This is a genomic window from Halalkalibacter sp. AB-rgal2, from assembly GCF_041821005.1.
Taxonomy (GTDB): Bacteria; Bacillota; Bacilli; order Bacillales; family Bacillaceae_D; genus Halalkalibacter.
Genome location: NZ_JBGUAV010000020.1, coordinates 46,823 through 70,534 on the forward strand (window position 1 = coordinate 46,823; position 23,712 = coordinate 70,534).

Annotated in this window: 23 protein-coding genes; 2 read left to right on the plus strand and 21 right to left on the minus strand. The window is 38.9% G+C overall.

From position 1 onward, the window contains the following. Positions 1-12: 12 nt before the first annotated feature. Together ACERJO_RS15005 and ACERJO_RS15010 are read right to left on the minus strand one after the other, a co-directional pair. Positions 13-1,842, minus strand: a complete 1,830-nt coding sequence (locus ACERJO_RS15005; RefSeq protein WP_373648000.1) for an ATP-binding protein — start codon at positions 1,840-1,842, stop codon at positions 13-15. A gap of 12 nt (positions 1,843-1,854) precedes the next feature. Further along, entirely contained in the window at positions 1,855-2,808 is a 954-nt protein-coding gene (locus ACERJO_RS15010; protein WP_247107248.1) for a DNA double-strand break repair nuclease NurA, read from the minus strand. A gap of 198 nt (positions 2,809-3,006) precedes the next feature. On the opposite strand from ACERJO_RS15010, the gene ACERJO_RS15015 reads away from it, so the two are divergent. After that, positions 3,007-3,294, plus strand: a complete 288-nt coding sequence (locus ACERJO_RS15015; protein ID WP_035345759.1) for a transition state genes transcriptional regulator AbrB — start codon at positions 3,007-3,009, stop codon at positions 3,292-3,294. A gap of 67 nt (positions 3,295-3,361) precedes the next feature. On the opposite strand, the gene rsmI is transcribed toward ACERJO_RS15015, so the two are convergent. The 9 genes from rsmI to ACERJO_RS15060 all read right to left on the minus strand — a co-directional run bounded on the left by rsmI (position 3,362) and on the right by ACERJO_RS15060 (position 10,519). Then, positions 3,362-4,228: a 16S rRNA (cytidine(1402)-2'-O)-methyltransferase gene (rsmI, locus tag ACERJO_RS15020; protein ID WP_373648001.1), complete on the minus strand. Its 867-nt coding sequence runs from the start codon at positions 4,226-4,228 to the stop codon at positions 3,362-3,364. Beyond that, positions 4,229-4,984, minus strand: a complete 756-nt coding sequence (locus ACERJO_RS15025) for a tRNA1(Val) (adenine(37)-N6)-methyltransferase (RefSeq protein ID WP_373648002.1) — start codon at positions 4,982-4,984, stop codon at positions 4,229-4,231. A gap of 509 nt (positions 4,985-5,493) precedes the next feature. Beyond that, a complete protein-coding gene (gene yabA, locus ACERJO_RS15030; protein ID WP_373648003.1) occupies positions 5,494-5,847 on the minus strand; it encodes a DNA replication initiation control protein YabA in 354 nt (117 codons plus the stop codon). 16 nt (positions 5,848-5,863) lie between these two features. Next, positions 5,864-6,682, minus strand: coding sequence for a PSP1 domain-containing protein (locus tag ACERJO_RS15035; protein ID WP_247107244.1), 819 nt, complete (start codon positions 6,680-6,682; stop codon positions 5,864-5,866). Positions 6,683-6,686: 4 nt separating this feature from the next. Beyond that, positions 6,687-7,676 (minus strand): DNA polymerase III subunit delta', encoded by a 990-nt coding sequence (gene holB / locus ACERJO_RS15040; protein WP_247107243.1) that lies wholly within the window; start codon positions 7,674-7,676, stop codon positions 6,687-6,689. Between the two features lie 11 nt (positions 7,677-7,687). After that, entirely contained in the window at positions 7,688-8,017 is a 330-nt protein-coding gene (locus tag ACERJO_RS15045; RefSeq protein WP_035345747.1) for a cyclic-di-AMP receptor, read from the minus strand. Between the two features lie 99 nt (positions 8,018-8,116). Beyond that, positions 8,117-8,749: a dTMP kinase gene (tmk, locus tag ACERJO_RS15050; RefSeq protein ID WP_373648004.1), complete on the minus strand. Its 633-nt coding sequence runs from the start codon at positions 8,747-8,749 to the stop codon at positions 8,117-8,119. Beyond that, the gene (locus ACERJO_RS15055; RefSeq protein ID WP_373648025.1) at positions 8,746-10,191 is read right to left on the minus strand and encodes an aminotransferase class I/II-fold pyridoxal phosphate-dependent enzyme; all 1,446 of its coding nucleotides are present in this window, start codon (positions 10,189-10,191) and stop codon (positions 8,746-8,748) included. The genes tmk and ACERJO_RS15055 overlap by 4 nt, the downstream gene beginning before the upstream one ends. Positions 10,192-10,351: 160 nt before the next feature. Then, positions 10,352-10,519: a sigma factor G inhibitor Gin gene (locus tag ACERJO_RS15060; RefSeq protein ID WP_373648005.1), complete on the minus strand. Its 168-nt coding sequence runs from the start codon at positions 10,517-10,519 to the stop codon at positions 10,352-10,354. Between the two features lie 196 nt (positions 10,520-10,715). Between ACERJO_RS15060 and ACERJO_RS15065 the strand changes: the two genes are divergently transcribed. Then, positions 10,716-11,417 carry a GOLPH3/VPS74 family protein gene (locus tag ACERJO_RS15065; RefSeq protein ID WP_373648006.1) on the plus strand — a complete coding sequence of 234 codons (702 nt, stop codon included), beginning with the start codon at positions 10,716-10,718 and terminating at the stop codon, positions 11,415-11,417. Positions 11,418-11,575: 158 nt separating this feature from the next. Here the strand turns inward: ACERJO_RS15065 and ACERJO_RS15070 are convergent, their stop codons facing one another. From ACERJO_RS15070 to ACERJO_RS15115, 10 genes are all read right to left on the minus strand, one after another. Continuing rightward, the gene (locus ACERJO_RS15070) at positions 11,576-12,943 is read right to left on the minus strand and encodes a UDP-N-acetylmuramoyl-tripeptide--D-alanyl-D-alanine ligase (protein WP_373648007.1); all 1,368 of its coding nucleotides are present in this window, start codon (positions 12,941-12,943) and stop codon (positions 11,576-11,578) included. A gap of 104 nt (positions 12,944-13,047) precedes the next feature. Further along, positions 13,048-14,136 carry a D-alanine--D-alanine ligase gene (locus tag ACERJO_RS15075; protein WP_373648008.1) on the minus strand — a complete coding sequence of 363 codons (1,089 nt, stop codon included), beginning with the start codon at positions 14,134-14,136 and terminating at the stop codon, positions 13,048-13,050. Positions 14,137-14,376: 240 nt separating this feature from the next. Next, positions 14,377-16,074 carry a sensor histidine kinase gene (locus tag ACERJO_RS15080; protein WP_373648009.1) on the minus strand — a complete coding sequence of 566 codons (1,698 nt, stop codon included), beginning with the start codon at positions 16,072-16,074 and terminating at the stop codon, positions 14,377-14,379. Positions 16,075-16,159: 85 nt separating this feature from the next. Continuing rightward, positions 16,160-16,801 (minus strand): YesL family protein, encoded by a 642-nt coding sequence (locus ACERJO_RS15085; protein ID WP_373648010.1) that lies wholly within the window; start codon positions 16,799-16,801, stop codon positions 16,160-16,162. Positions 16,802-16,826: 25 nt separating this feature from the next. After that, the gene (locus ACERJO_RS15090; protein WP_373648011.1) at positions 16,827-17,684 is read right to left on the minus strand and encodes a class II fructose-bisphosphate aldolase; all 858 of its coding nucleotides are present in this window, start codon (positions 17,682-17,684) and stop codon (positions 16,827-16,829) included. A gap of 33 nt (positions 17,685-17,717) precedes the next feature. Then, on the minus strand, positions 17,718-18,575 hold the full coding sequence (locus tag ACERJO_RS15095) for a carbohydrate ABC transporter permease (protein ID WP_373648012.1): 858 nt from the start codon (positions 18,573-18,575) through the stop codon (positions 17,718-17,720). Positions 18,576-18,579: 4 nt separating this feature from the next. Then, positions 18,580-19,506 carry a carbohydrate ABC transporter permease gene (locus ACERJO_RS15100; RefSeq protein WP_373648013.1) on the minus strand — a complete coding sequence of 309 codons (927 nt, stop codon included), beginning with the start codon at positions 19,504-19,506 and terminating at the stop codon, positions 18,580-18,582. A gap of 138 nt (positions 19,507-19,644) precedes the next feature. Next, the gene (locus tag ACERJO_RS15105) at positions 19,645-20,946 is read right to left on the minus strand and encodes an ABC transporter substrate-binding protein (protein WP_373648014.1); all 1,302 of its coding nucleotides are present in this window, start codon (positions 20,944-20,946) and stop codon (positions 19,645-19,647) included. A 92-nt stretch (positions 20,947-21,038) separates the two neighbouring features. Beyond that, on the minus strand, positions 21,039-21,977 hold the full coding sequence (locus tag ACERJO_RS15110) for a sugar kinase (protein WP_373648015.1): 939 nt from the start codon (positions 21,975-21,977) through the stop codon (positions 21,039-21,041). A 179-nt stretch (positions 21,978-22,156) separates the two neighbouring features. After that, entirely contained in the window at positions 22,157-23,539 is a 1,383-nt protein-coding gene (locus ACERJO_RS15115) for a response regulator transcription factor (RefSeq protein WP_483867211.1), read from the minus strand. Between the last annotated feature and the right edge of the window lie 173 nt (positions 23,540-23,712).

Consider the following 23,712-nt stretch of genomic DNA (forward strand, 5'->3'; position numbering starts at 1 on the left):
TACGCTGTGTCGTCAAGATCGTGTATACATGGTCGCAAAAGGTGTTTTCTCTTTTTTAATATAACCATCAGCGCTAAGTCGCTCAAGCTCCTTTTTCCACGCTTGTACATCCCAGCTTTTTTTCGCTTTACTGTTTAATTGTGGTAATAATTTCATTAGATCCATCTCAGCAAATGGGAGGTGCTCATCCAATGCAGAGATAAGCTCATCTACTCCTTTTGCATTCATTGCCTCAAGTTCATCAAACGGATTTAACGTATGAGGACTCGTTGAATGAGCCATTCTGATTCGAATCGCCATCGACCGTCCCATAATCGCCGATGATACAAACGCATCACCAGATCGTAAATAAGGGAGACGCTTCCCTTCCTCTGCTGTTAAATCGGTTTCCTCTTTAATCGTTTGGATGTCCGTTCCACGTACCGTCCGAAAGACAAACTTCGTATTCAACTGTGCCGTAATCGTCTCATCAAGCAATGTCGGCCTTTGTGTAGCAAATATAAGGAAGACCCCATATTTACGTCCTTCCTGAGCAATTTCCTTCAAAACCGATTTAGCTGGTGCATCAAACCCTTTAGGTGCAAAGTTATGTGCTTCATCTGTCACGACTAAAAAAGGTGGGAAGAACTCTCCTTGCATATGCTGGAGCTTTGCGTCACGGTACGCTCGCCTTTTTCCATAAAGGGCTCCAATCACATAGCTCGAGAACACTTGCAATAACCAAACTGCGCCTTGCACGACGACAAGCTTACCCGCATACATTCCTTCTTCAATTGCCCGAATGTTTTGCTGGAACAAACCGGCTTGGTGGAGACGGTGAACTCTCCATTGAATTCCCTTAATCGATGCAAGTGGTAAACTACCATATTGATCAAGTAGTCGCTTAAATAATTGATAACGCTCAATCTCTTCTCTTGTCATGCCACCATCGTGTAAGGAGCCGTCCACCTTTTGTTTCCCCATTTCAAGAGCCTCTGCTAAATGCGCGATCCGATCACTAAATGACTGGTAGCTATCCTTGCGTTTATGAATCGACTGGATGACGTTAATCATCGACTCTGTTAATGAACCTGCCGCTGCTAACAATCGCTCTACATCTCGAGTCGTAAGCGCTGAAAAATCTACACCGACATCCTGTCCAATTTGCACAACCGTATAATTCTGCTCATAGCTTCTTCCTTCTACCCCTTCTGTCTGTGCAGCGAAGTTCATTTCAAAATGAGGATCAAAAACAAGGCTGGGTATATGTAGCTTCATTAACTCCTCAAGCATGACACGTAATCCAAAGGACTTTCCTGATCCAGACCCTCCAAATACGCCGATATGAGGATATTGCTGCATGGAACGGATATCAAAGATAAAAGGCACACCATTTTGTCCGCGTAAGCCATTATGATCATGAATCGATAACAAGCCTGTTAATGTTGAAGGTAACGTCTCTGAAATAAAATCAGTTGATTTCACTTCTCCGAGAATTAACCCATCATCCGGCTGAGCCTTCACTAGTAAATGTTCAATTTCCTTAAATTGAGGGTGTCTCACTTGTGCTCCTGTTTGAATAGGTTGAATCGCTTCTTCAAATAGACGGGCTTTTGCTAAGTGGATATCATCAGAGCCAATATCATAACCTATTTGCTCTAACGTCTTTAAAACTTGGTCATCAGCAATGCCTTTATCAAAGCCCATCGGTATATAGCGATTATAAGAGAATGTCTCAACTACCTCTCCTTTCGGCTGATAGAGAGAGTCATCCTCGATAACGAGCATTTCATTCATACGAAATTTATGTGTCTTTGAAGCAACATACACTTCATGCTGTGTCGTTACACCTACTATTTGCATTCGATTCCCTCCTTAATAAGGTCTACTCGTACGTTTCTTCGTAAAGAAGCGTTGCTTTAATTGTGGGTGAATATATTGCTCTACCATCGCTTCAACTAATGAATCTGTCACACGGACTTCACGATCAATCATATCTAACCAGAGCGGAATACCACGTCCGTCCTTCGGTGTTAATGTTTGCAAAACTTCTGCAATTCTATCACGATACTCGGCTTGCTCCATCAAAATATCAAATCCTGTTATCGCAGGATCTGTACTCAACCTTACCCAAACCGACTGCAAGCCAGCCTTATGCTGGATCTCCTCAATATACAATAGTTCTCCTTGCTTGAGCACACCAAATAATAGATCACGATCATATGTGTGGGGATAACGTTCATATGAAGAGAATTCACTTAACTTCACCAAATTCTCTGTCGTAATTTCCTCAGATACACCGACGAGCAAGACGTCTTCCTTCAATGCCTTTTGTCGAAGCTGTTCCCATTCATTTGGTGCATCAATACGATAATGGTAAAGCGCTCCATCCATTAATAGTAACCGTACTCTCCTTTCATCTATAAGCTTGTAAGCAACTTCAAGTTCATGCTTAGCTAACATATGAGAACGTATCTGAGCTGTTGTTTGTTCATTGTTTTCTCTTTCCATTAATGGGGTATAGATTTCTGAAGACATGCATTGGTGGCCAGTTGTCGTTTTCGCTAGCGCTTGAAAGAAATAAAGAACGTGCGGGTACTCCCCTTTCGTTTGATTCACTGATCCATCTACTGCAGCTACTTCTTGACCATCAAGCCATTCCGTCAGCTCTTCAACCGATAATAGATTGATTTGTCTATGATCAGTATGAATTTTCGCTAACTTTTGTCGAATCATATCTTTTTCTCTCGTTAAAAAAGCATACGTTTCTTCCAAATGATGATTAATATCTCTTATTTTTTCTAGTAAATCTGGATTAAATTGGATCATACTTTTGCACCTCCTTTTACGAGATTGACTTACTTTTAAGGTTTTTCACTGACAATTAGCAATAAAATATTTAAATAATGTAAAAAAGTATTTGACTTGTTTTGGAAACACTGGTACTCTAAGAAAAGAAAGAATTATGTCGAATAATGACTAAATGAAACTAATAAAACAAACTGAGTTTGAGAGGAGACATATACTATGAAATCTACTGGTATTGTACGTAAAGTTGACGAGCTAGGTCGTGTCGTAATCCCAATTGAATTGCGCCGTACACTTGATATCGCTGAGAAAGATGCATTAGAAATTTATGTTGATCATGATCGTATCATCTTAAAGAAATACAAGCCAAACATGACTTGTCAAATTACTGGCGAGGTATCTGATGATAATCTTTCTATTGCAAACGGAAAGATCATCCTTAGCCCTCAAGGTGCAGAAGAGATTCTAAAAGATTTACAGTCATATTTAGCATCTAACAAAGGGTAATACCCATAAGGAATTATGATTAGAATGTACCAAAGGGGCAAACATCCCCCTTTGATGCATTCTTTTTTTAATTTAGGTGATAACTAGCATAAATCTCACGTTTAGGTTGTTTACGTTCCAAAGCCACCTTTTTAATCGCTTCCTTTGATGTCAAACCAGCCGCAATATAATGATCAACATGTTCATTTATTGTAAAGGCCCCCCACCAATCGTCCGCTTCAACCTCACCACGGAAGCCTTCAACCACAATACAAAATTCCCCTTTCACTTGACCCGTTACAGTCCACTCTAGCACTTCATCTAACGTCCCCCTTATGTACTCTTCAAACTTCTTCGTTAATTCCCGACATAAACTAATAGGACGATTTCCAAGCACATCTCTCATCGTCGTTAATGTTGCCTTTAAACGATGTGGCGACTCATAAAATAACAGTGTCGCTTCTTGATAGATTAGCTTCTCAAGCTCTTCCTTTCTCCGTTTTTCGTGACGAGGTAAGAACCCAACAAATTGAAAAGAATTCGTTGATAAGCCTGAACCAACTAAGCTCATTAGGGCAGCATTCGCGCCAGGTAATGGAATCACGGAAATATGCTCCGTAATTGATTCTCGTACGAGCTCTTGTCCAGGATCAGATATAGCTGGCATTCCCGCATCACTCACTAACGCGACTTTTTTTCCACTTTTCATTTCATTTATGAGCTTCGTTCCAGCTTCCTTCCGATTATGTTCGTGATAGCTCACCAATGGAGTCGTTATCTCAAAATAATGACAAATCTTCTTCGTTTGTCTCGTATCTTCAGCCGCAATCAAGTCCGCTTCCTCCAATATCCGAACCGCTCGATAGGTCATATCCTCTAGATTTCCAATTGGTGTTGGAACTAAATAGAGCACACCTAATTCCTCGCCATGTACAAAGCTCTTCTGTTGTCTCATCTATATCCCTACCTTCGTACGAAATTCACCTTCATATATTTGTAAAAAAGCTTCATGATACCTACCCTCTTCATTGTAAACAAAAATAGGTGGCAAACAAGTGACGCCAGGCTGCCCCTCCTTACGCCCTTCTACGAGAACGATATTCGCTTCTGTACTCGGTTTCGCATGAACAAATTGAATTCGTTTCGGCTCTATTTTGCATACTCGCATTTCATTCAGTAAGTCTGTTAACCGTTCTGGACGATGAACGAAGGCCACACGCCCTCCATGCTTCACATAACGACTTGCAACACGAATAACATCACTTAACGTACAATGAATTTCATGTCGAGCGATTGCAACGTATTCATTCATATTTTGATCTCGTTTCGTGTTAGTCGGAAAATAGGGAGGATTACACGTAACAACATCAAATGAACCTTCTAATTGGATATTAACGACATTTTCATGCACAAACGAAAGACGATGTTCCAATTGATTCACCAACACCGAGCGACGCGCCATATCAACGAGACGCTTTTGTATTTCTATACCGACAATCTGAGCTTGTGTACGAGTCGTCAAGGCGATTGGAATCACTCCATTCCCTGAGCACAAATCAAGAATTCTTCCTTTACGAATCGGGACTTGGACGAATCGTGAAAGTAAGATCGCATCAATTGAAAAAGAAAAAACCTCGCTGCTTTGAATAATGCGGAGCTCTGTACCAGCAATCCGATCTAGACGCTCACCTTCTAATAATTCTATTTCCATCATATACTATCCTAACTTTTAAATTTAAGAAACCGCACAGGGTCGACACTACCCGTGCACCACCTTCATTCTCCTTAGTGAAACCTCATTCCGTTATTTCCTTTATCAAACTGTTTCAGACTACCTTTTCGGAACCTCATTCCGCTATTTGACCATTTGTGCTTCACTGTTCTCTTTTTTTTGCTCATTAGCGGAATGACGTTCCACTCCATACGCCCAAACGACGTATTTCTCCCTTTTAACGGAATGAGGTTCCGTTCTATTTGGCTTAAGAAATCGCGTTAGCAGCTTTTCTTAATTGCGTTGTGCGGAGCCGAACGGGTTTCATTTGTTCTGAAGTGGAACGTAAACGAGCAGCCAACACTCTTTATTGAATGATCCCGCTAACTTCTTCAGTTCTTCTCACATTTCTTCCTCGATTTTTATACTTTCATTCTTAGCTTTTTAAAAAAAAGCCCTTAAAAGGTAAATCCCTAACCTTTTAAGGGCACTTCATGGTGTTGAAACCGTTACTTCTGATGGAGGAATGAGAGACAAAACAAACAATCCTCACCATCAGCGCGAATGCTACCATAATGGGTATTACATACGTGGAATCCTTCTTGATAGAGCCTTGCTAAATTATCGTAACCTTCACCAACAAACGGCTTTTTCTTCTTATCCTCTCCAGACGACTCCTCAGAATCATCCTCATGGACATCAACGTCGAGGCGCTCGCGAAGTTTTTCGTTTTCCATTTGCAAATAATGATTTTCTTCAATTAAATAGGCTAATTGCTCCTTCAACCCTCTTAACTCATGATGCAATTCACCAAGACGCTCTTCTAATTGACTCACTTGCGTAAATACAGCCTTCTTATCCACGATGTACTCCACCCCACTATTCCGTGGCTTCAACCGGTTTATTCGTTAATTCCTCTAATGTAAATTCGACTATACCCTCACCATCAGCTAACTCGACCTGAACGAGGTGCTCTAGTAAATTTAAACCTGTCACTTTCCCTTTTCCATGCGGTGTACGAATGATTTTCCCAACATCCGGCAGCATCTTCTTTGCTTCCTCATAAATATCATTTTCATACTTCAGACAGCACATGAGTCGGCCACACAATCCAGAAATCTTAGCCGGATTTAGTGAAAGGTTTTGATCCTTTGCCATTTTAATCGAAACAGGCTCAAAATCACCGAGAAAGGAAGAACAACATAACACTCTTCCACATGGCCCTATCCCGCCGAGCATCTTCGCCTCATCTCGAACACCAATCTGACGTAATTCAATTCTTGTTCGAAAGACAGATGCTAAGTCTTTCACTAACTCCCGAAAGTCAATTCGACCATCAGCAGTAAAATAAAATAGCACTTTATTTCGATCAAATGTATACTCAACATCAACAAGCTTCATGTCAAGCTGATGCTCATTAATTTTCTCTGAACAGACGAGAAACGCCTTTCTCGCTGCTTCTTGATTCTCTTCTACCACAAGCTTATCCTTAGCTGTTGCTATTCGAATCACTTGCTTTAGCGGTAGAACGACATCATTCTCACCGACTGTTTTCGTTTCAATTACGACTCGTCCAAACTCCACTCCACGTGAGGTTTCAACGATGACATCTTCATCCTTCTCTAACTGAAACGTACCTGGAGAGAAATAATAGATTTTGCCTGCTTTTTTAAAGCGTATACCTACAACTTGATGCAATCTTCTATCCCTCCTGTATCGAAAGCATTAACTTCTCCATTACCAATTGTGGATTCACATTCGCATGCAATTGCTTCTTCGCATCGAGCACAGCAGCCATGTGACTGCTAAGCCGTTCCTGGGAGCTTTGAAGCGCTTGCTTCTCTAATGAATCGACTTGATCAACAAAGGAAGCCGTATTTAAATTGCCCACCTTGGCAAACAAAAGATCTCTAAACCATAATAGGAGCATATCTAGTCCTATTTCTTGCTGAGCTTTGTCTTTAAACGTTCCCAACCACTTTTCTTGAATCGTAAAAAGCAACTGTGAAGGTCGACCGTAAAGCTCTTCCATCAATTGTATCACTACGCTTCGTGCTTGTGCAATCCAATCCTCTTGAACGAGCTCCTTCACTTGGTCAAAACTTGTTGTTAAGCTAGCCAATAAATGAGCATTCGTTCTAGAAATACCCTCATTTATTAGAAATTGGATAAATGGCTCTCTTGCCAGCGGGGCAAAGCTTAGCAGCTGACTTCTCGACTGAATAGTCGGCAAAATATTTTTTCCTTGCTCAGTCATAAGAACGGCTAACGTTGTTCCATTTGGCTCCTCAAGAAATTTCAAAATGCTATTAGCCGCACTTGCCGTCATCTTATCAGCATCTCCTACGATATAGACCTTTTTTATAGATTCGACACCACGGTACGCAAACTCCTTTTGTAAATGCTCAATTTGTTGTTTTTTTATCGATTGACCATCTGGTTCGATTATATGTACATCTGGATGATTGCCATGTTCAATTCGACGACATGACAAACACTGCTGGCACGGCTCAGTTTCTTCAAGACTCTCGCAAAAGAAGCTCTTCGCTAGTTGAAGAGCTACGTCTTTTTTTCCTGCCCCTTTACTACCCTCAAAGAGATAAGCATGAGCTAACCTGTTCTTTTTTAACGTTTTCATGAGGATGCCACTAACTCTTGGCTGTATTTCTGCTAACTGCTGCCATGTTTTCATATCATAACTCCTTAAAACTGTTCAAACTGTTCAACCGGTAACACAAACACCGTAGCACCACCAACTTGTACTTCGACAGGGTATGGAACGTATGAATCAGCATTCCCACCCATCGGTGAAATAGGGGCAACGAGCTGGTCACGGCTTTCACAGTTCTCTTTTATTATTCGCATAACGTCCTGTATGTTCTCGTCTTCTGTTCCAATGAGAAAAGTTGTATTTCCGGCCTTTAAGAATCCACCTGTACTCGCAAGCTTCGTCGCTCGATAATCAGCTTTCACTAGCGCATCAGATAACTTCACACTATCCTTATCTTGCACAACCGCCATAATTAGCTTCATAACTTTCAGCTCCCTTCATTTAACCTCTAAGAATGATATAGTCGTAACACTTAATGGAAGCGGCTTTGAGTTAGCCCCCAAAAACCCCCGACCATTTATTTACTCTTTTAATAAAGTCTCTACCTCTTCCAAAGCCATACGATAAACCATTTCAACATCTTCATTAGCATTTATTTTCTTTATACGATCAGGGTATTGCTCTAACAATAGCTCGTAGCCTCGACGAACACGATCGTGAAAGCTTTTCTTTTCCTGATCAAGTCGGTTGTTTTCTCGCTCTTGATTAGCCGCTATTCGTTGTAAGCCTACATTCGGATCAACATCAAAGAAAAGCGTCAATTGAGGCATACATCCATCAATCGCAAAGTCATTGATTGACTGGATCGCATCCATTCCAATGCCTCGCGCATACCCTTGATAGGCCAAGCTGCTATCGATAAATCGATCACAAAGTACGACTTGCCCCGCCTCAATAGCTGGTAAGACCTTCTCCACTAAATGTTGCCTTCTCGCTGCGGCATAGAGGAGTGCTTCTGTTCGACCATCCATTTCTTTATGGTCTGTATTCAATAGCACCTCGCGAATCTGTTCCGCAATTCGAATACCTCCTGGCTCACGCGTCCGTAACACGTCATAACCTCTTCCGACAAGCTCTTCCTCAAGGCGATCAAGTGCCGTCGTCTTCCCCGCACCTTCGCCACCTTCTACTGTTATAAACAAACCTTTACTCATTCTTTTTCCTCCGAATCTACTACTAAAACCTCACCCACTCGTTTCTTCCCCTGAAAACGAGCACCCGCATCGGCTAATTGTTGAATATAGTCAATCGTCCCTTGCTGAATAACCTCTCCTCGTAGCAATACGGGAACCCCAGGTGGGTACGGAATAAACGACTCTAATGACATTCGTCCACACGCTTCAGTGAGTGGAATTCTTATTTGCTGAAGCTGATTAACTCGACCGAGTTTCATTTCAGTAAAACGTACATCTGACACCCAGGATGAGAGAGAAATTGAATCTTCCTCGTTCACGACAGAATAGATAGAAAGCTTTTCTCTTAGCTTATCTAGCACATCTGTGTCCAAGCGTACGGGAGCCAAACCAAACACGAACAGAACATCTCGCTCTGTTGCTAATTCAACGTACATGCCACACTCCATCATCACTTCCTGTAGCTGATAGCCTGATAATGCAGTTCTTGATCTAATTGTAACTTTTAACGGATCATAATGATAGCTTTGATTGCTCGACTCTATCACTTTAATCTGTTTTATAGTATTTAATTCTCGCTTACTAGCATTGATCCCTGCCAAGATATTTTCAATGTCTTCTTCTGTTAACCTTTCTGCAAACTCGCGAGCACCATCAAGTGAGGCCATTAGCAAATAGGATGGACTACTTGACTGGAACATCGTTAGTGCTTCTTTTATACTATGAGCAACCTGCATAGGAAGGTGCTTACTTATATGTAAAAAAGAACTCATCGTTAACGCTGGTAGCATTTTATGTGCAGATTGCACGACGACATCCGCTCCTAATTCACAAGCTGACGGGGGAAACTGCTGACTAATGGAAAAATGTGCCCCATGAGCCTCATCTACTAGTACAGCTAATCCCTGGCTCTTCGCCTCCTGAATTACCTCTTGAATGTCCATGCTCACACCAAAATAATTGGGATACGTTAATATAACACCCTTAATCTGCGGGTATTGCTCCAGTGCTTGTCTGACGATAGCTACTGTTATTCCAACGCCCTGCCCTGTTTGCTCATCATACTCTGGTGTTACCAAGACCGGTGTTACTCCAGCAATCTCACATGCATGAAAAAGCGACTTATGGCTATTGCGTTGCAAAAGGACCGTATCTCCTCGCTCAAATAAACCATACACCATCGCGAGATTCCCCGCTGTTGACCCTCCAACAAGAAAATGGGTTTCACCCATTTGATAAAAATCAGCTGCCTTCTGTTGCGCAAGAGCTATCGGGCCAGTTGGATCATGGAGATCATCAAGCCCTATCAGCTCTGTTACATCATACGGTAGCACAGATTGAAAATCATCTTGCAGCGCGTGTGAGAAAACATGACCATTTTTATGTCCCGGTACATGTAAAGAGAGAGGTTGCTGTTTTATATGCTGTTGAATCGCAGTAATTAATGGCTTTGAATGCTTCATTTCCTTCACCTTATTTCTTCCTTTTTACACTTGATCAAAATACATATTGGACTTTTTCGAACAACTTTACAGTCATGTGCAGAGTCGCTACATCTTGAACACGCTCTATAACCCAACTATAATGTATCATAGTTGGGTTACGCATTTTCCATTCTCCATATTATTTTTTTTGTGTTTCACTAAATGTATCAACTAGCTGATCATAATTCCCTTCACCGATCTCCGTTTGAACCACAAACCTTTCGCACTCATCACAAAGCGAAACAGATCGAAACGTGATCGTTTCAACACACCACTGCTTACACACACTACATTGGATACGAACCACCTTTATCACCTCTTACTTCATTGTCGGCAAACAAGAAGAGTCTCATACTATACTTTATTCGCAGAAATATGCTTTGTGCCTATCCATACTCGAAACCTTTCTTCTAATCATCTCGTACTATTAGTATAGGAAAAGGACACGAAAAAGTTTAAAATCAAACTTTTTCAGCGCCTATATAATTAAGGAGGCTGATCGTATGTTAACCCTTGCCGAAAAATTATTATTAATTGCTTTAGATGATCAAACAGGGAAAATGAACATGAATGCATCACAATCCATTCATTATGGCCTAGCTGGTGCGGTTTTAATGGAATTAACGATGCAACGCTACTTAGACTATAACGAAAAAGACAAAACTATCCATATACCACAGAATATCGAGTGTAACGATGAGCTGTTAAACGACTCATTGCTATATTTAAGAGACAAATACTATGGAAAAACGCCTAAGCTGCAACGTGTCGTACAAACACTCGGATTTCACATAAACTGGCATAAGAAGCATATCCCCTTCGTTGAGCGCCTAATTGAAAAAGGGATTCTTACAAAGGATGAGCAAAAGGTGTTATTTCTTTTCACTAAAAACGTGTACCCTTCCACTCAGTCTGGCAGAGAGGATAGCATTCGTGAAAAAATTAGAAAAGCCGTCCTATCCAATGAAGATCAGGAGGTGGAAGAGCAAATCTTTAGCTTAATTGGTTTGTTAAAAGCATGCCAAATCGACAAGCAGCTCTTCTCAAAAGACGAATACAAGCAAGCAAAAGAAAAGATTAATATGTTGATGAAAAAGAGCCCACACGGCAAAGCCGTTTCTGATACGATGCAAACCATGCAAGCGGCCGTTATGGCTGCGACAACTGCAGCAGTAGTCACTGCTTCAAGCTCGGCTTCATCCTAAAACCAACATCCCTCTCGTCATGCTGAAACATACAAATAAGGATCTGGCGTATGCCAAGATCCTTATAGCCTGTCGACAGGCTTTAGTTGCCACGATACGGCGCCTCGACCTCGCTCCCGAGATGGGGGGCGCGCTCTCCGCAGGAGCCTTATTTAGTATCAACCGATTAATGAATCAACAACCTCTTCTAATTTCATACCACGGGAGCCTTTCACTAAGACGATATCTCCCCCTTCAACGATCCCCTTCAATGTTTGAATCAATGCTTGTTTGTCATTAAATGCCTGGACTCTCTCCTCTGAAAAATTCTCTTTCGCCCCGTCCGAAATCTTTCTGCCGAGTGCACCAAATGTGAAAACATAATCGATTTTCTCTTTGTCGATTCCTTTTCCCACATCATAATGGAACGATTCTTCATTCTCACCGAGCTCCAGCATATCACCGAGCACGACTACTTTTTTCTTATAGCCCTGTAAATCCTGCAGTAACTCAATCCCGGCTCGCATAGAAGTTGGACTCGCATTGTACGCGTCATTAATGATCCTCACTCCAGCTTTTCCTTCGAGCAATTCCGTCCTCATCCCTGTTATCTTCATCATTTCTAGCCCTTTTTTAATATTAGCGTTCGATACCCCCAGCGACTTCGCAAGCGCGATCGCTGAAAGAGCATTATGAATATTATGCTTACCGAGAACAGGAATGAAGAACTCCCCCTCACCATCTATCGTAAAATAAGTACCTCCACTCTTCTGCTTAATTTGCATTGGATAATAGTCACTTACCTCAGAACGACCAACCGTCGTCACCTGATACGGGCTGTTTACGATTTTTTCTGTTAATAATGGTTCATCACCATCGATGATAAGCATTCCATTTTCCCGCAAGCCTGCCGTAATTTCCAATTTTGCTTCGGAAATCCCTTCACGCGAACCTAAATCCTGTAAGTGGGACTCTCCAATATTTGTAATAATTGCAGCATCGGGCTTAGCAATAGACGAAAGAAGCTCAATTTCTCCACGCCCACTCATGCCCATTTCCAACACAGCGATTTCTGTGTCTTCCTCTAATTGCAAAATGGTTAACGGTAACCCAATATGGTTATTGTAATTTCCTTCTGTCTTTTGAACGTTATACATCGTTGCAAGTACGGACGTGACCATATCCTTCGTCGTTGTTTTCCCATTGCTACCCGTAATACCAATGACCTTTGTAGACAGGCTTGCGATATAGTTTTTTGCTAAATCTTGCAATGCCAATAGCGAATCCTCAACATAAATAAGCGGTATATGAGCAGGAGGGTTCGGCTGATTTCGTTGCCAAAGCGCTCCTGCTGCTCCCTTTTCGATAGCTGTACTGACAAAGTCATGACCATTGAAGTTCTCACCGACGATAGGAATATATAGGTTTCCCTTTTGAATCGTTCTTGTATCTGTTGAAACGCCTACTGCTTTTACAGTAATCCCATTTTGTTCAACCACATCACCGTTCACCCATTCAGCAATGTCCTTAAACGTTCTCTTTATCATTACAATCGCTCCTTTTGGAAAAATGATTCATCCTCTTCCAATTATACGTTAAGTAAAAGGAGGCTGACTCACCGTCGAGTCAACCTCATCCCTATTTATATGTCTTAAAAGGTATATTTAATCTTCTGTTTCTCCTCATGACGCTCTACTCCTAGCTGAACGAGCTTCTCAATGAGCTCGGAGTATGAAACGCCTGATTCCTGCCAAAGCATCGGGAACATACTGAATGGTGTAAAGCCTGGCATTGTGTTCACTTCATTCATGAGCACGTCGCCGTCCTTCGTCAAAAAGAAATCGGCACGAACGAGTCCAGAGCAGTCGAGCGCTTTAAACGATTGTATCGCTACACGCTTGATTTCTTTATATTCCGCTTCGGTAATGTCAGCAGGAATAATAAGGCCCGTGTCTCCATCTTCATATTTTGCTTTATAATCATAGAAATCGGTTTTCGGAACGATTTCACCAACAACCGAGCATTGCGGGTCATCGTTTCCTAAAACGGCAATTTCCACTTCTCGTCCGTCGATTCCTTCCTCAATAATAATTTTACGATCATATTCAAAGGCTTCCTTAAAAGCACTTTCTAGGCTCTCTCGATCGTTACATTTACTAATCCCAACACTTGATCCTAAGTTCGCTGGCTTCACAAAGCACGGGTAACTAAGTGTTTTTTCAACGTTTTGATACGCTTCTTCCGTGTTCTTTTCCCAATCGGTACGAATGTAGGATACGTAGTTAGCTTGCTTAATTCCTGCCTGCTCATAAATATTTTTCATCATCACCTTATCCATGCCAGCAGCAGATGCTAGTACGCCATTGCCGACATAAGGGAGATTTAACAGCTCTAATAGGCCTTGCACCGTCCCATCTTCCCCATTCGGACCGTGAAGCAATGGAAAGACGACATCAATTTTATCAGCAGTCGTTTCATGATGGATTGAAACCGGAAAGATTTCTGAGTTCAATGCAACTGGAGAAACTGTATCTCCTTCTTTTAATTGGAGCTCCTCCACATCCTCGACCGGGCGTTGCAACTGCTCCCCTCTGATCCACTCACCTGTTTCTGATATATATATGGGATGAATTTCATATTTTGTTAAGTCTAATGCTTGAATAACTGCCTTGGCTGTTTGTAATGATACTTTATGTTCAGCCGATTTCCCACCGTATAATAACCCAAGTTTTATTTTCATATTCAACCTCCACATCCATTTTCCCTTTTTATTGTAACACTACCGCTCCCAAATGAAAGACTCATTTTTCACTAGTTTATACGCTCGCACTAGTTCATTAGCCTATTATTAACTAATGTATGTCAAAACATTTTCTTTGGGCATGGATATAGGGAAGTTTTTTGGTGTGGAAATGTTTTTTATCCTTAAAGAGCCTAACATATCCATTACTTCCATTGTGTTATGAACATGCAAATATTCTCATTGATTTATTGGTAATGTCAACATAACTTTCGTTCCTTCCCCTTTTCGACTCTCGATGTTTAAACTTGCCTTATTTTGATAATGATTCTTTAACATTCTTTTTACATAATTTAACCCTATACCTAAACCTTCTTCATCATTACCATCAGTCAATATGTTAGCTCGCTCCTCTACAGTCAAGCCTGCTCCATTATCACAGACAGTAATTCGTAAATCATTATCTACTTGAATAACTACTACTTCTATCCTTCCCTCATCACCCAATCCATGATAGATCGAATTTTCGACTAACGGCTGGAGAATAAACATCGGAATAGGTGTTTTTAATAGCTTATATGGCACACGAATTCGTACATTATACGTAAATTGATAACGTTTTTCTTGTAAATTGCAATATTGACGTAATGAATCTAGTTCCTCTTCTACCGTCGATATTTTTCCTCGCCTTTTCAAATTATAGTATAGTAATTTATTTAATGAAGAGACGATCTCATTTATTTCATCTTGTTTATTTAGTACCGCTATCCACCTAACCGTATCAAGTGAATTCATTAAAAAATGTGGGTTAATTTGATACATAAGTTTCTCAATTTCTAAATCTGCTCGCTTTTTCTCCTTCTTTTCCACTTCATGAATAAGTATCGCAATCTGCTTTTTCATTTTTTGTAAATGTTCTAATAACTCATCAAATTCAGGGATATGAGTCGGTAGTGGTTTTACATCGAGTTCATTCTTCGTAATTAAGGAAATTTCCTTATCAAAATGATGAATAGGTTTATAGACCATTTTCCAAAGCAACCAACCAATAAATAAACTAAAGAAACCAAAAATAATAGCTAACAACACCATTTGCATAATCCATTGGTTGCGTTCTTTATCATAACCACTCTTCGGAATTAACGACACAACACTCCAGCCTAAATCACTCTGCTTTTGAAACCAATAATACTCATCCACTAATCCTGATTTCTCCCCATCAATAGCACTTTCAAATGTACTACTAACTGGAAAAATAAAATTCAACTCACTAAAAATAATGTCGCTGGTTTCATTTAAAACTAAGTAAAATGTATTATTATCCGTTGAATTAATATCCAACAAACTCTTTGTTAAACCTACACTTGTCTCTAAATATAAATAGACTGAATCATTATTCGGTAATCCGACATTTCGAACCAAAGATATAACATACTGATTATCCAAGCGATTACTACTTAAATGCGGTCCATAAAAAGCATCTCCCCTACGTTCCGTAAGTAATGGCAGCTCATCAAAAGAAAAACTATCTTTAATAAACATGTTTTGAAAATAAGTAGACTCATTCTCACTTAAATAGACCGTTAAACCCATATTTGCATTTGTATATGAAATATAGCCCAATTCAGTTGATATCCGTTCTTTTAAAACCATTTTTTGATTAACATCGTCTGTTTGCAAATAATCATTCAATTGAAGAGCTAAACTACTTGGGTAAACAAATTGCTGAGACACTTGATCTAAACTATCTAGCACATAAGACAATGTCAACTCTACCTGTCTTAAATTACTTAAAACCTTATCCTCCAACTTACTCTCTGAAATAGAATAAATCGTCTTGTAAGACAACAAAACAGTACATATAAAAGGGATAAAAGCCGCTAGAGAAAATAAAAAAACAATTCTTTTTCTAAGAGTGAGTTCTTTATAAAACCTCATTATTTTCTATAGCACCTTCTCTCCTTCAAGATATAGATGATTCTAAAAGTCTATGCCGTGCATTTTGTAAGCGTTGTAATTATTTTCATGAAGAAGCTGATTCTCGTTCTAATTTGATATTTTCTATTTTCTCAAATATTTGATAAGCACACCACATGATGAGCAATGCTATTATACTTACACTAAAGAACAAGAATAACTCTACTATAAATAATAGAATGTAGATCAAAATAGAGCTACTGGTCATTAAAAATGTATAGTGCGGGTTGGAAACTCCTACTATAAATGCGCTTTTTATTACACGCCAAATCGTAATATCATAATGAACAAAAACAGGAAAAAGATACATTAGTACGATCACATAAATAAGAGAGAGGGTTAATGTACCTAAATACATCACTTGTACGACCATGTCACTAGCTAAATTATTTAAAAAAGAAAGGTTATAATAAAGAACGCACCCGACCCCCATCACTATAAAACCTAGTCTATTCGCCTTCAGAAAATCCCTTTTATACACTTGGAAGAAAACTTTTACTATCGATTCATCACGTTCTCCTATTATCCAGTTTCTCGTCACGGCAAAAAGCGCTACAGTTGCAGGAAAGATGCCAAAAACAATTAATCCAGCTACTGTCGTGCATATCCAAAGAAAATTTAAAAAAGCTAACCGTGTAAACCACCTACAAAAGCTATAAGCAATCCCCGAAAGACCTTCTGAATTCATCATATGCTCCTTTCTTTTGCGTCTGTCATACTTTTTTTTCATGATCAATTAATTTTAATAGACAGAGCTTTTCATAGACTGCATGTTCATACTTTTCAAGTGCAGGCTTCAAAATTTTTCTTGGATCAATTTCGTGAGGCGATGATTGAATAAATTCTTTTAAACCAAAAGCCCATGGTGCCTTTAGTTCAGATGCAATATTGACTTTTGAAATACCTGCATCAATTGCCTTTGTCAGCTCTGCTTCATTTACACCTGATCCCCCATGTAAAACTAACGGGATCGATACTTGCTTTCTAATAGCCATTAACCTATCGATATCTAACTGAACTGGACCTTTATATATGCCATGAGCCGTCCCAATAGCAACTGCTAAAGCATCAATGCTCGTATGTTCAACAAACTCCTTAGCTTCCTCAGGTATTGTCAATACACCAGCTTCGCTCTCGATCAATTTATTAGCCATTCCAACGTGACCTAACTCAGCTTCTACTGTTACACCATATTGATGAGCGTATTGAACAACTTCGATCGTATTTTTTACATTTTCGTAAAATGACAGTTTTGACCCATCATACATAACTGAGGTGAATCCAGCATCAATACACTCTTTAATTCTATCTATATTTTTCCCATGATCATAATGAAGAACAATTGGAGTATCTACTTCCTCAATCGCTCTACGTGCAACATTCAAAACATGCTTTAAGCCACTGAAACGAAGAGTTTCTTCTGTAATTTGTATAATGAAAGGAGATTTAGTTTGTTCAGCCAATTCAACAAGAGTTGGAATCATATCTAGAATATGAGCATTAAACGCACCAACAGCCTTTTTCTTTTTTGATATGTCAATTAATACATCATTCAAATTAGCTAACCCCATTTGCCGATAACCCCCTTAAGAAAGTATTTAGATTTATTTAACGGCTCCACCGACAATACCACTTACCACACGCTTTTCAAAAATTAAGTACAAAATGAGAAGTGGTAAAATGGTCACAATAGCAAAAGCTAAAACAATCGGCCACTCTTGAATACCAATACTGTCCCTTAGCATGAATAACTGATATGGCAAAGTTCTCATTTCTGATGAAGAAGTTAACGACAACACAAAGGGGAATTCATTCCATGCCTCACGTAATGAAAAAATACTAACCGTAATGATCGCTGGTAAGGAAATCGGCATCACGATATGCCAAATAATTTGCCAAGGCCTTGCTCCATCGATTGCAGCAGCCTCTTCTAACGACTTAGGAATAACCTTAAAAAACCCTGCTAAAATCCATGTCGCTAAAGGAACTGCTGAAGCTGTATAGACTAAAATTAACGCAAGATATGTGTCATATAACCCAACGGCAGTCATCCCGGTAAATAGCGGTACTATAAGTGCTGCACGAGGTAAAATACGTGGGACTAATATAAATAGCAGTAAAATGTGTCTCCATTTAAAAGCGTAGCGAGCAAACGCATATCCGGCAATAATACTAACTGTCACCGCTAATACTGTTGAGACAATAGCTAGGAACGTACTATTAAATAAATAGCGAAAGAAATTCTCATATTCAAAAACCCTTATATAGTTTGTTAAATTAAACGATTCTGGGATTAATGAAGGTGGAGTTTTATAAACTTCTACTGGTGTTTTAAAGGAAGCTGATAACGCCCATATTAATGGAATCATAGTCCACATAGTCAAAATTAATAATGGGACCCAATATATGCGCTCACTTACCCCTTTTTTGATATTCGTTAGAGAAAATGATTTTTTGTTCATCAGATCACTCCGTTACTTTGAATATTTTCAAATAAACCATGCTGGTAATAACATTGAATAGTAAAATAATAACCATTACTGCACTTCCAAGTGAGTACTTAAGTTCATCAAAAGCAACGTTATACATATATACAGCCATCACTTCAGTCGCTCTTCCTGGCCCTCCACCCGTTAGTGGTAAAATAACATCAAACATATTAAAGCTAGCAAAACTTAGCCAAATCAAGCTAATCCCCATCATTGGAGATATCAGTGGTAGGATAATTTTAAAAAAGATTGTCAACTTTGTTGCGCCATCAACAATCGCGGCTTCAAACATCTCTTGGTCAATCGATTGAATACCTGCTAATAAAATCAGTGTGGCAAACGGACAGACAAACCAAACATTGGCTAAAATAGTCACAAATAAAGCCCAATTAGGTGTGGATAAAAAGAGAATAGGCTCGAAGCCAATCATTGTTAAAATCATGTTGATAATACCGACATCTCCACTAAACACAAAACGAAACATAATCGCCGTTGCAATGCCTGAGACTAAAAAGGGGACTAATGCTAACCCTTTAAAAAAATTGCTAAACTTTTTAGCTTTATACAAACTTAAGGCAAAAATCATTGCTAAACTTAAACCGATGATAATACTCCCAAAAACAAATACTAATGACCTTAATAACGACTCAATAAATATCGGTGTTGTAAATAAATAACTATAATTATCAAACCAAACAAATGGAGATCCAGGTCTATTCAAATCAACATCAAAAAAGGACATTAACGTACCAGCAATTACGGCATATCCCAAAACACCAACAACAAACAACAGAGCTGGAAATATCAATATATAAGGTACAGACCTTTTCTTAAGGACATCCCATTGTCGACTTTTTTTCGGATGCAAATTAGATTGTATACTGGCCTGTGAGTTACTTTTCACTAAACACTACCTCCTTCTAAATACCGGAACTGTAGACCTAGACAGCCGTTACGTTCACTACACACCTAATGAGGAGAGTTTCTCCTCATTAGGCTATTTAATGTAGCCAACCCATTACTAATACTTTATCTCAATCCGTTAATCATCTAACTCATTTAATTTTTCTTGATACTCCGTTACAATATCTGCAGGGTCTCGATCAACATTACTTAGAGCTTCCTGTGTCATATCATTTAGAATGTTATATACTTCTGGCTGACGTAAATGACTAGGTAATACAACTCCAGATGAAAAATCATCCTCAAACCCCTGCGCCCATTCATTGACTTGATAGTATTCTTCCATTACTTCGGTATTTGTCGTTGGCTGATAGTTAATTGCCACTTCTCGTACTATATCTGTATCAGTTAAATATTGTAAAACTTTCAACACCTCTTCTGGGTGGTCTGTATCCGAATTGACGATTAGCGGCCAACTGAACATATTTACTCTAAAATCGTCTTCTGCTCCTAAACGATAAGGCTGAACCATCCCTTCCCATTCAGTGCCATATTCCAATTCTCCCGCAAACGCTGCGAACATATTAAATGCCTCGGGAATCATCGCGGCATTACCACTCATAAAGGCCCCACGCATCTCACCAGAAGCCCAAGAAAGAACTTCATTACTAGTCAATTCTTCTTTAACTAACGTTTGATAGAAATCCACAATATACTTACCTGCGTCTGAATTAACAAGCGGCAATCCAGTATCAGAATATTGTCCACCCATTGACATAAACATAGCAGAAAACCAAAGCGGAGGTGAGGTGCGATCCCCAGGAAGTACAAAGCCATATTGATTATTGTCTAAATATCCCCCCTCTTTTAACGTTCTTGCCGCATTAAGGACATCGTCCCATGTTTCTGGCTGTTCAATTCCTGCTTCCTCAAACCAATCTGTACGATATGCCATCCAATAAGGTGCTGCATGTACTGCCAAACCATACGGTCTTCCCTCAAAGCTTGGAATGCTAAATGCTTGTGGCAGTAATTTATTAAAGCTTTCTGGGTCCTCCTGTTCCCATTGTTCATAATAAGGTGTCATATCTAATGCAGCTCCTTGAACGGCAAGCGTTTGGGAATATTCATGAAAAATTTGCACAATATCAGGAGCATTACCAGCATTATGATTCCTTAAATAATCTGCCACAGCTTGCTCTAATGGGATAACATCCCACTCCACCTTAATATCAGGGTTTTCTGCATGGAAAGTTTCAAATCTATCCTCAGGAATAAATTGTTCACGACCAAACCACATTCTAACGATTGTTTGATCAGAAGATTCATTACTCACACCGTTTTCATCTGTATCAACTCCATCAGTCGTTCCACTTTCACTACACGCCACTAAAAACATAAATAAAACCAACGTACAAACAACAAATGACCATTTTTTCATCACGTCATTACTCCCCTTTTTTATCATGTATTTTTGAAATGTCATAAAAAACAACTTATGAAAAATAATTGATTTTTCCTAATATTCAGAATTTAAACCTTGTATTTCTTTATACAATTCCAAACATCTCGCTCATTCATCTTCCATTCCATTGGGCCTACGTGACTAGCCGCTATTGCTCCTAAACCATTCGCAAAAGTTAACAGCTTTTGTCCTTCCCATCGTTTAATTAGACCATATACAATTGCTGCACAATAAGAATCCCCAGCTCCTGTCGCATCCTTTTCTTCAATATTAAAAGCAGGGACAAAGTCAATTTTATTGTGACTATAAGCGACAGAACCGTTTTTCCCTAATTTTAAAAACACTTGCTTAATACCGTAATTAAGTAAAGCATTTATCGCCTCTTCACGATTCGTTTTTCCTGTAATAATCAATTCCTCACCTGTACTTGGCATAATATAATCACACAAGAGAAGAATGTCATGAATAGTAGTAGAAATCGATTGTGATACCATGAGTTCAGGTCTTATGTTTGGATCGAAACTAACGATTCCGCCCTTTTCTTTCATTTTCTTTGCAACCCTAAGATTTACATCTCGCATAGATTGATTCATACACAATGAAGAGCCATTTATATGAATCCAATCGTACTCATCAATCCATTTATCGTGAATATCGGCATCGGTAACATGGGCACAAGCAGCATTACGAATATGATAAAGAAAATCTCTACTACCATCCTTGTAATACGTCACAAAAGCGACTCCTGTTGGTATATCGGTTTTCTTCAGACAACTGACATCAACACCTGACATTTCTAAATGGTTAACACACAGGTCTCCAAACACATCTTGCCCAACCTTAGATATAATCCCCCCTTCGCTCCCTAATGTCGTTAAATTGTATATAAATATAGCTGGTGCTCCACTAGGATAAGGTCCTATAAATGAACTTCTTTCACCTAATGAAACACCAACAAGCGGCCTCATTATTTCAACTAGCACTTCACCGATAACGAGTACTTTCATATTAACGTCTCCCCTTATCATATGAACTAATAAGATAAACTTCATGATAACCTCTTTCCTTAGTAAGTATCTTAACATTTTTAAAGCGCTTACATTTATGACAATTAACACATATAAGGGGGAGGATTGATTGTTTTTTTATGAAATAAACTTCACTCTTAAGCCAAATTTCATACTGACTATAGCCATCTTTCACCGCTTCTATGTTTTTTACGATATTCACTAGGTAGAAAGCCTGTCTGCTCACGAAAGATCCGACTAAAATATTTTTCATCTAAATAGCCAATCTCACCGGCAATGATATGAACAGGGTCTTTCGTTTGCTCAATCATTCTTTTCGCTTTTTCTATACGTAGTTCCCTTAAATAGTGATGAAAAGATTTCCCGATAATCTCCTTAAAACATTTATTAAAGTAACTCCGACTCATGTTAACCATCCTCGCTACTTCATCTGCAGTTAAAGGTTGTTGTAGCTGTTCTTTAATTAGTTTGGTTGCTTGTAAGATACTATTGACCACTTCAACAGAATAACGACTTCCAGCAACCACTTTAATCATATACTTAAAATGCTCTAGCCAATTCACAACTTCTTTCCATTGATAAAAATGAAAATCTCTTTCCATAGAGTGTAAAGGAATATAAGGATACCCCTCTTCCCATTTCACGAGCATTTCATACAATAGCTTAAAGATTTCATCCGGATGTAACTGAAGTGCTTCTAAATTACTAACTATAGTTTCATATTCTTCTAACTGATACACCCATTTAAAATCAAAAAGCTCCTTTTTGATTTTAGCTATTTCCTTGATTGAATCATGATTTTCCTTTTCAATATCTCCAATTGATTTCTTGATCAGTTGAGACGAATCATGATAAAAAATCAACTTATCTCTATAGCCTAATAATAAAGGAAAGACTTCATTATAACGTTTTTCTTTTATACCTCTCACTTCCAAAATAACACTATCAGAACTGTTCCTTTCCTGAAAATTCACATGGTCAAAGGCTGTACAAAACAAAAATAATGGGTCAACTGTTTCGACTATAATATCTTCTTGATTAACATTTAAATCAAGCCATTTCTTCTTTTCTGATCGTTCTTCTAGAAAAATAGCAAACCCTCTATCTATCGAAAACCATGAATTGTGACCTACTTGCTGTCTAGCCACTTGTTTCTTGTCAGTAATTCGCTTGCAAATTCGCCCCATCACTTGATCTAACTTATTTGAATCTAATTCAATTTCGACCTTCGTAATAAAATCAATTGCACCTAAACGAAGAGCTTCTTGTATATACTCAAAATCTTGATGTAAAGTTAAGACCGCGATGAAAATATCCGGATATGTTTCATGTACAATGCGTAACAATTCAATACCCGACATAACAGGCATATTTAAATCAGTTATAATAAGGTCAACTTTATGACCTCCCAAAAAATCTAACGCTTTTTGACCATTATTTGCTTCACCAACAACTTGCATCCCAAATCGCTTCCAAGGGATAACAAACATTAAACCTTTTCTAACCAGTTGATCATCATCTACAATTAATACCTTTATCAAAGTCATCACTCTTTTCTTCTTTTTATTTCCAGTGAACAGGAAGTAACTACAAATATATTATATGACTCTGATTTAATTAACTTTTTAACGTCTATATTAGTTATTAATAGTTATCACCTTCCTTGCTTTTATCCTAATATATCACATACTCCAGAAGTAATTTTCTCTTGATT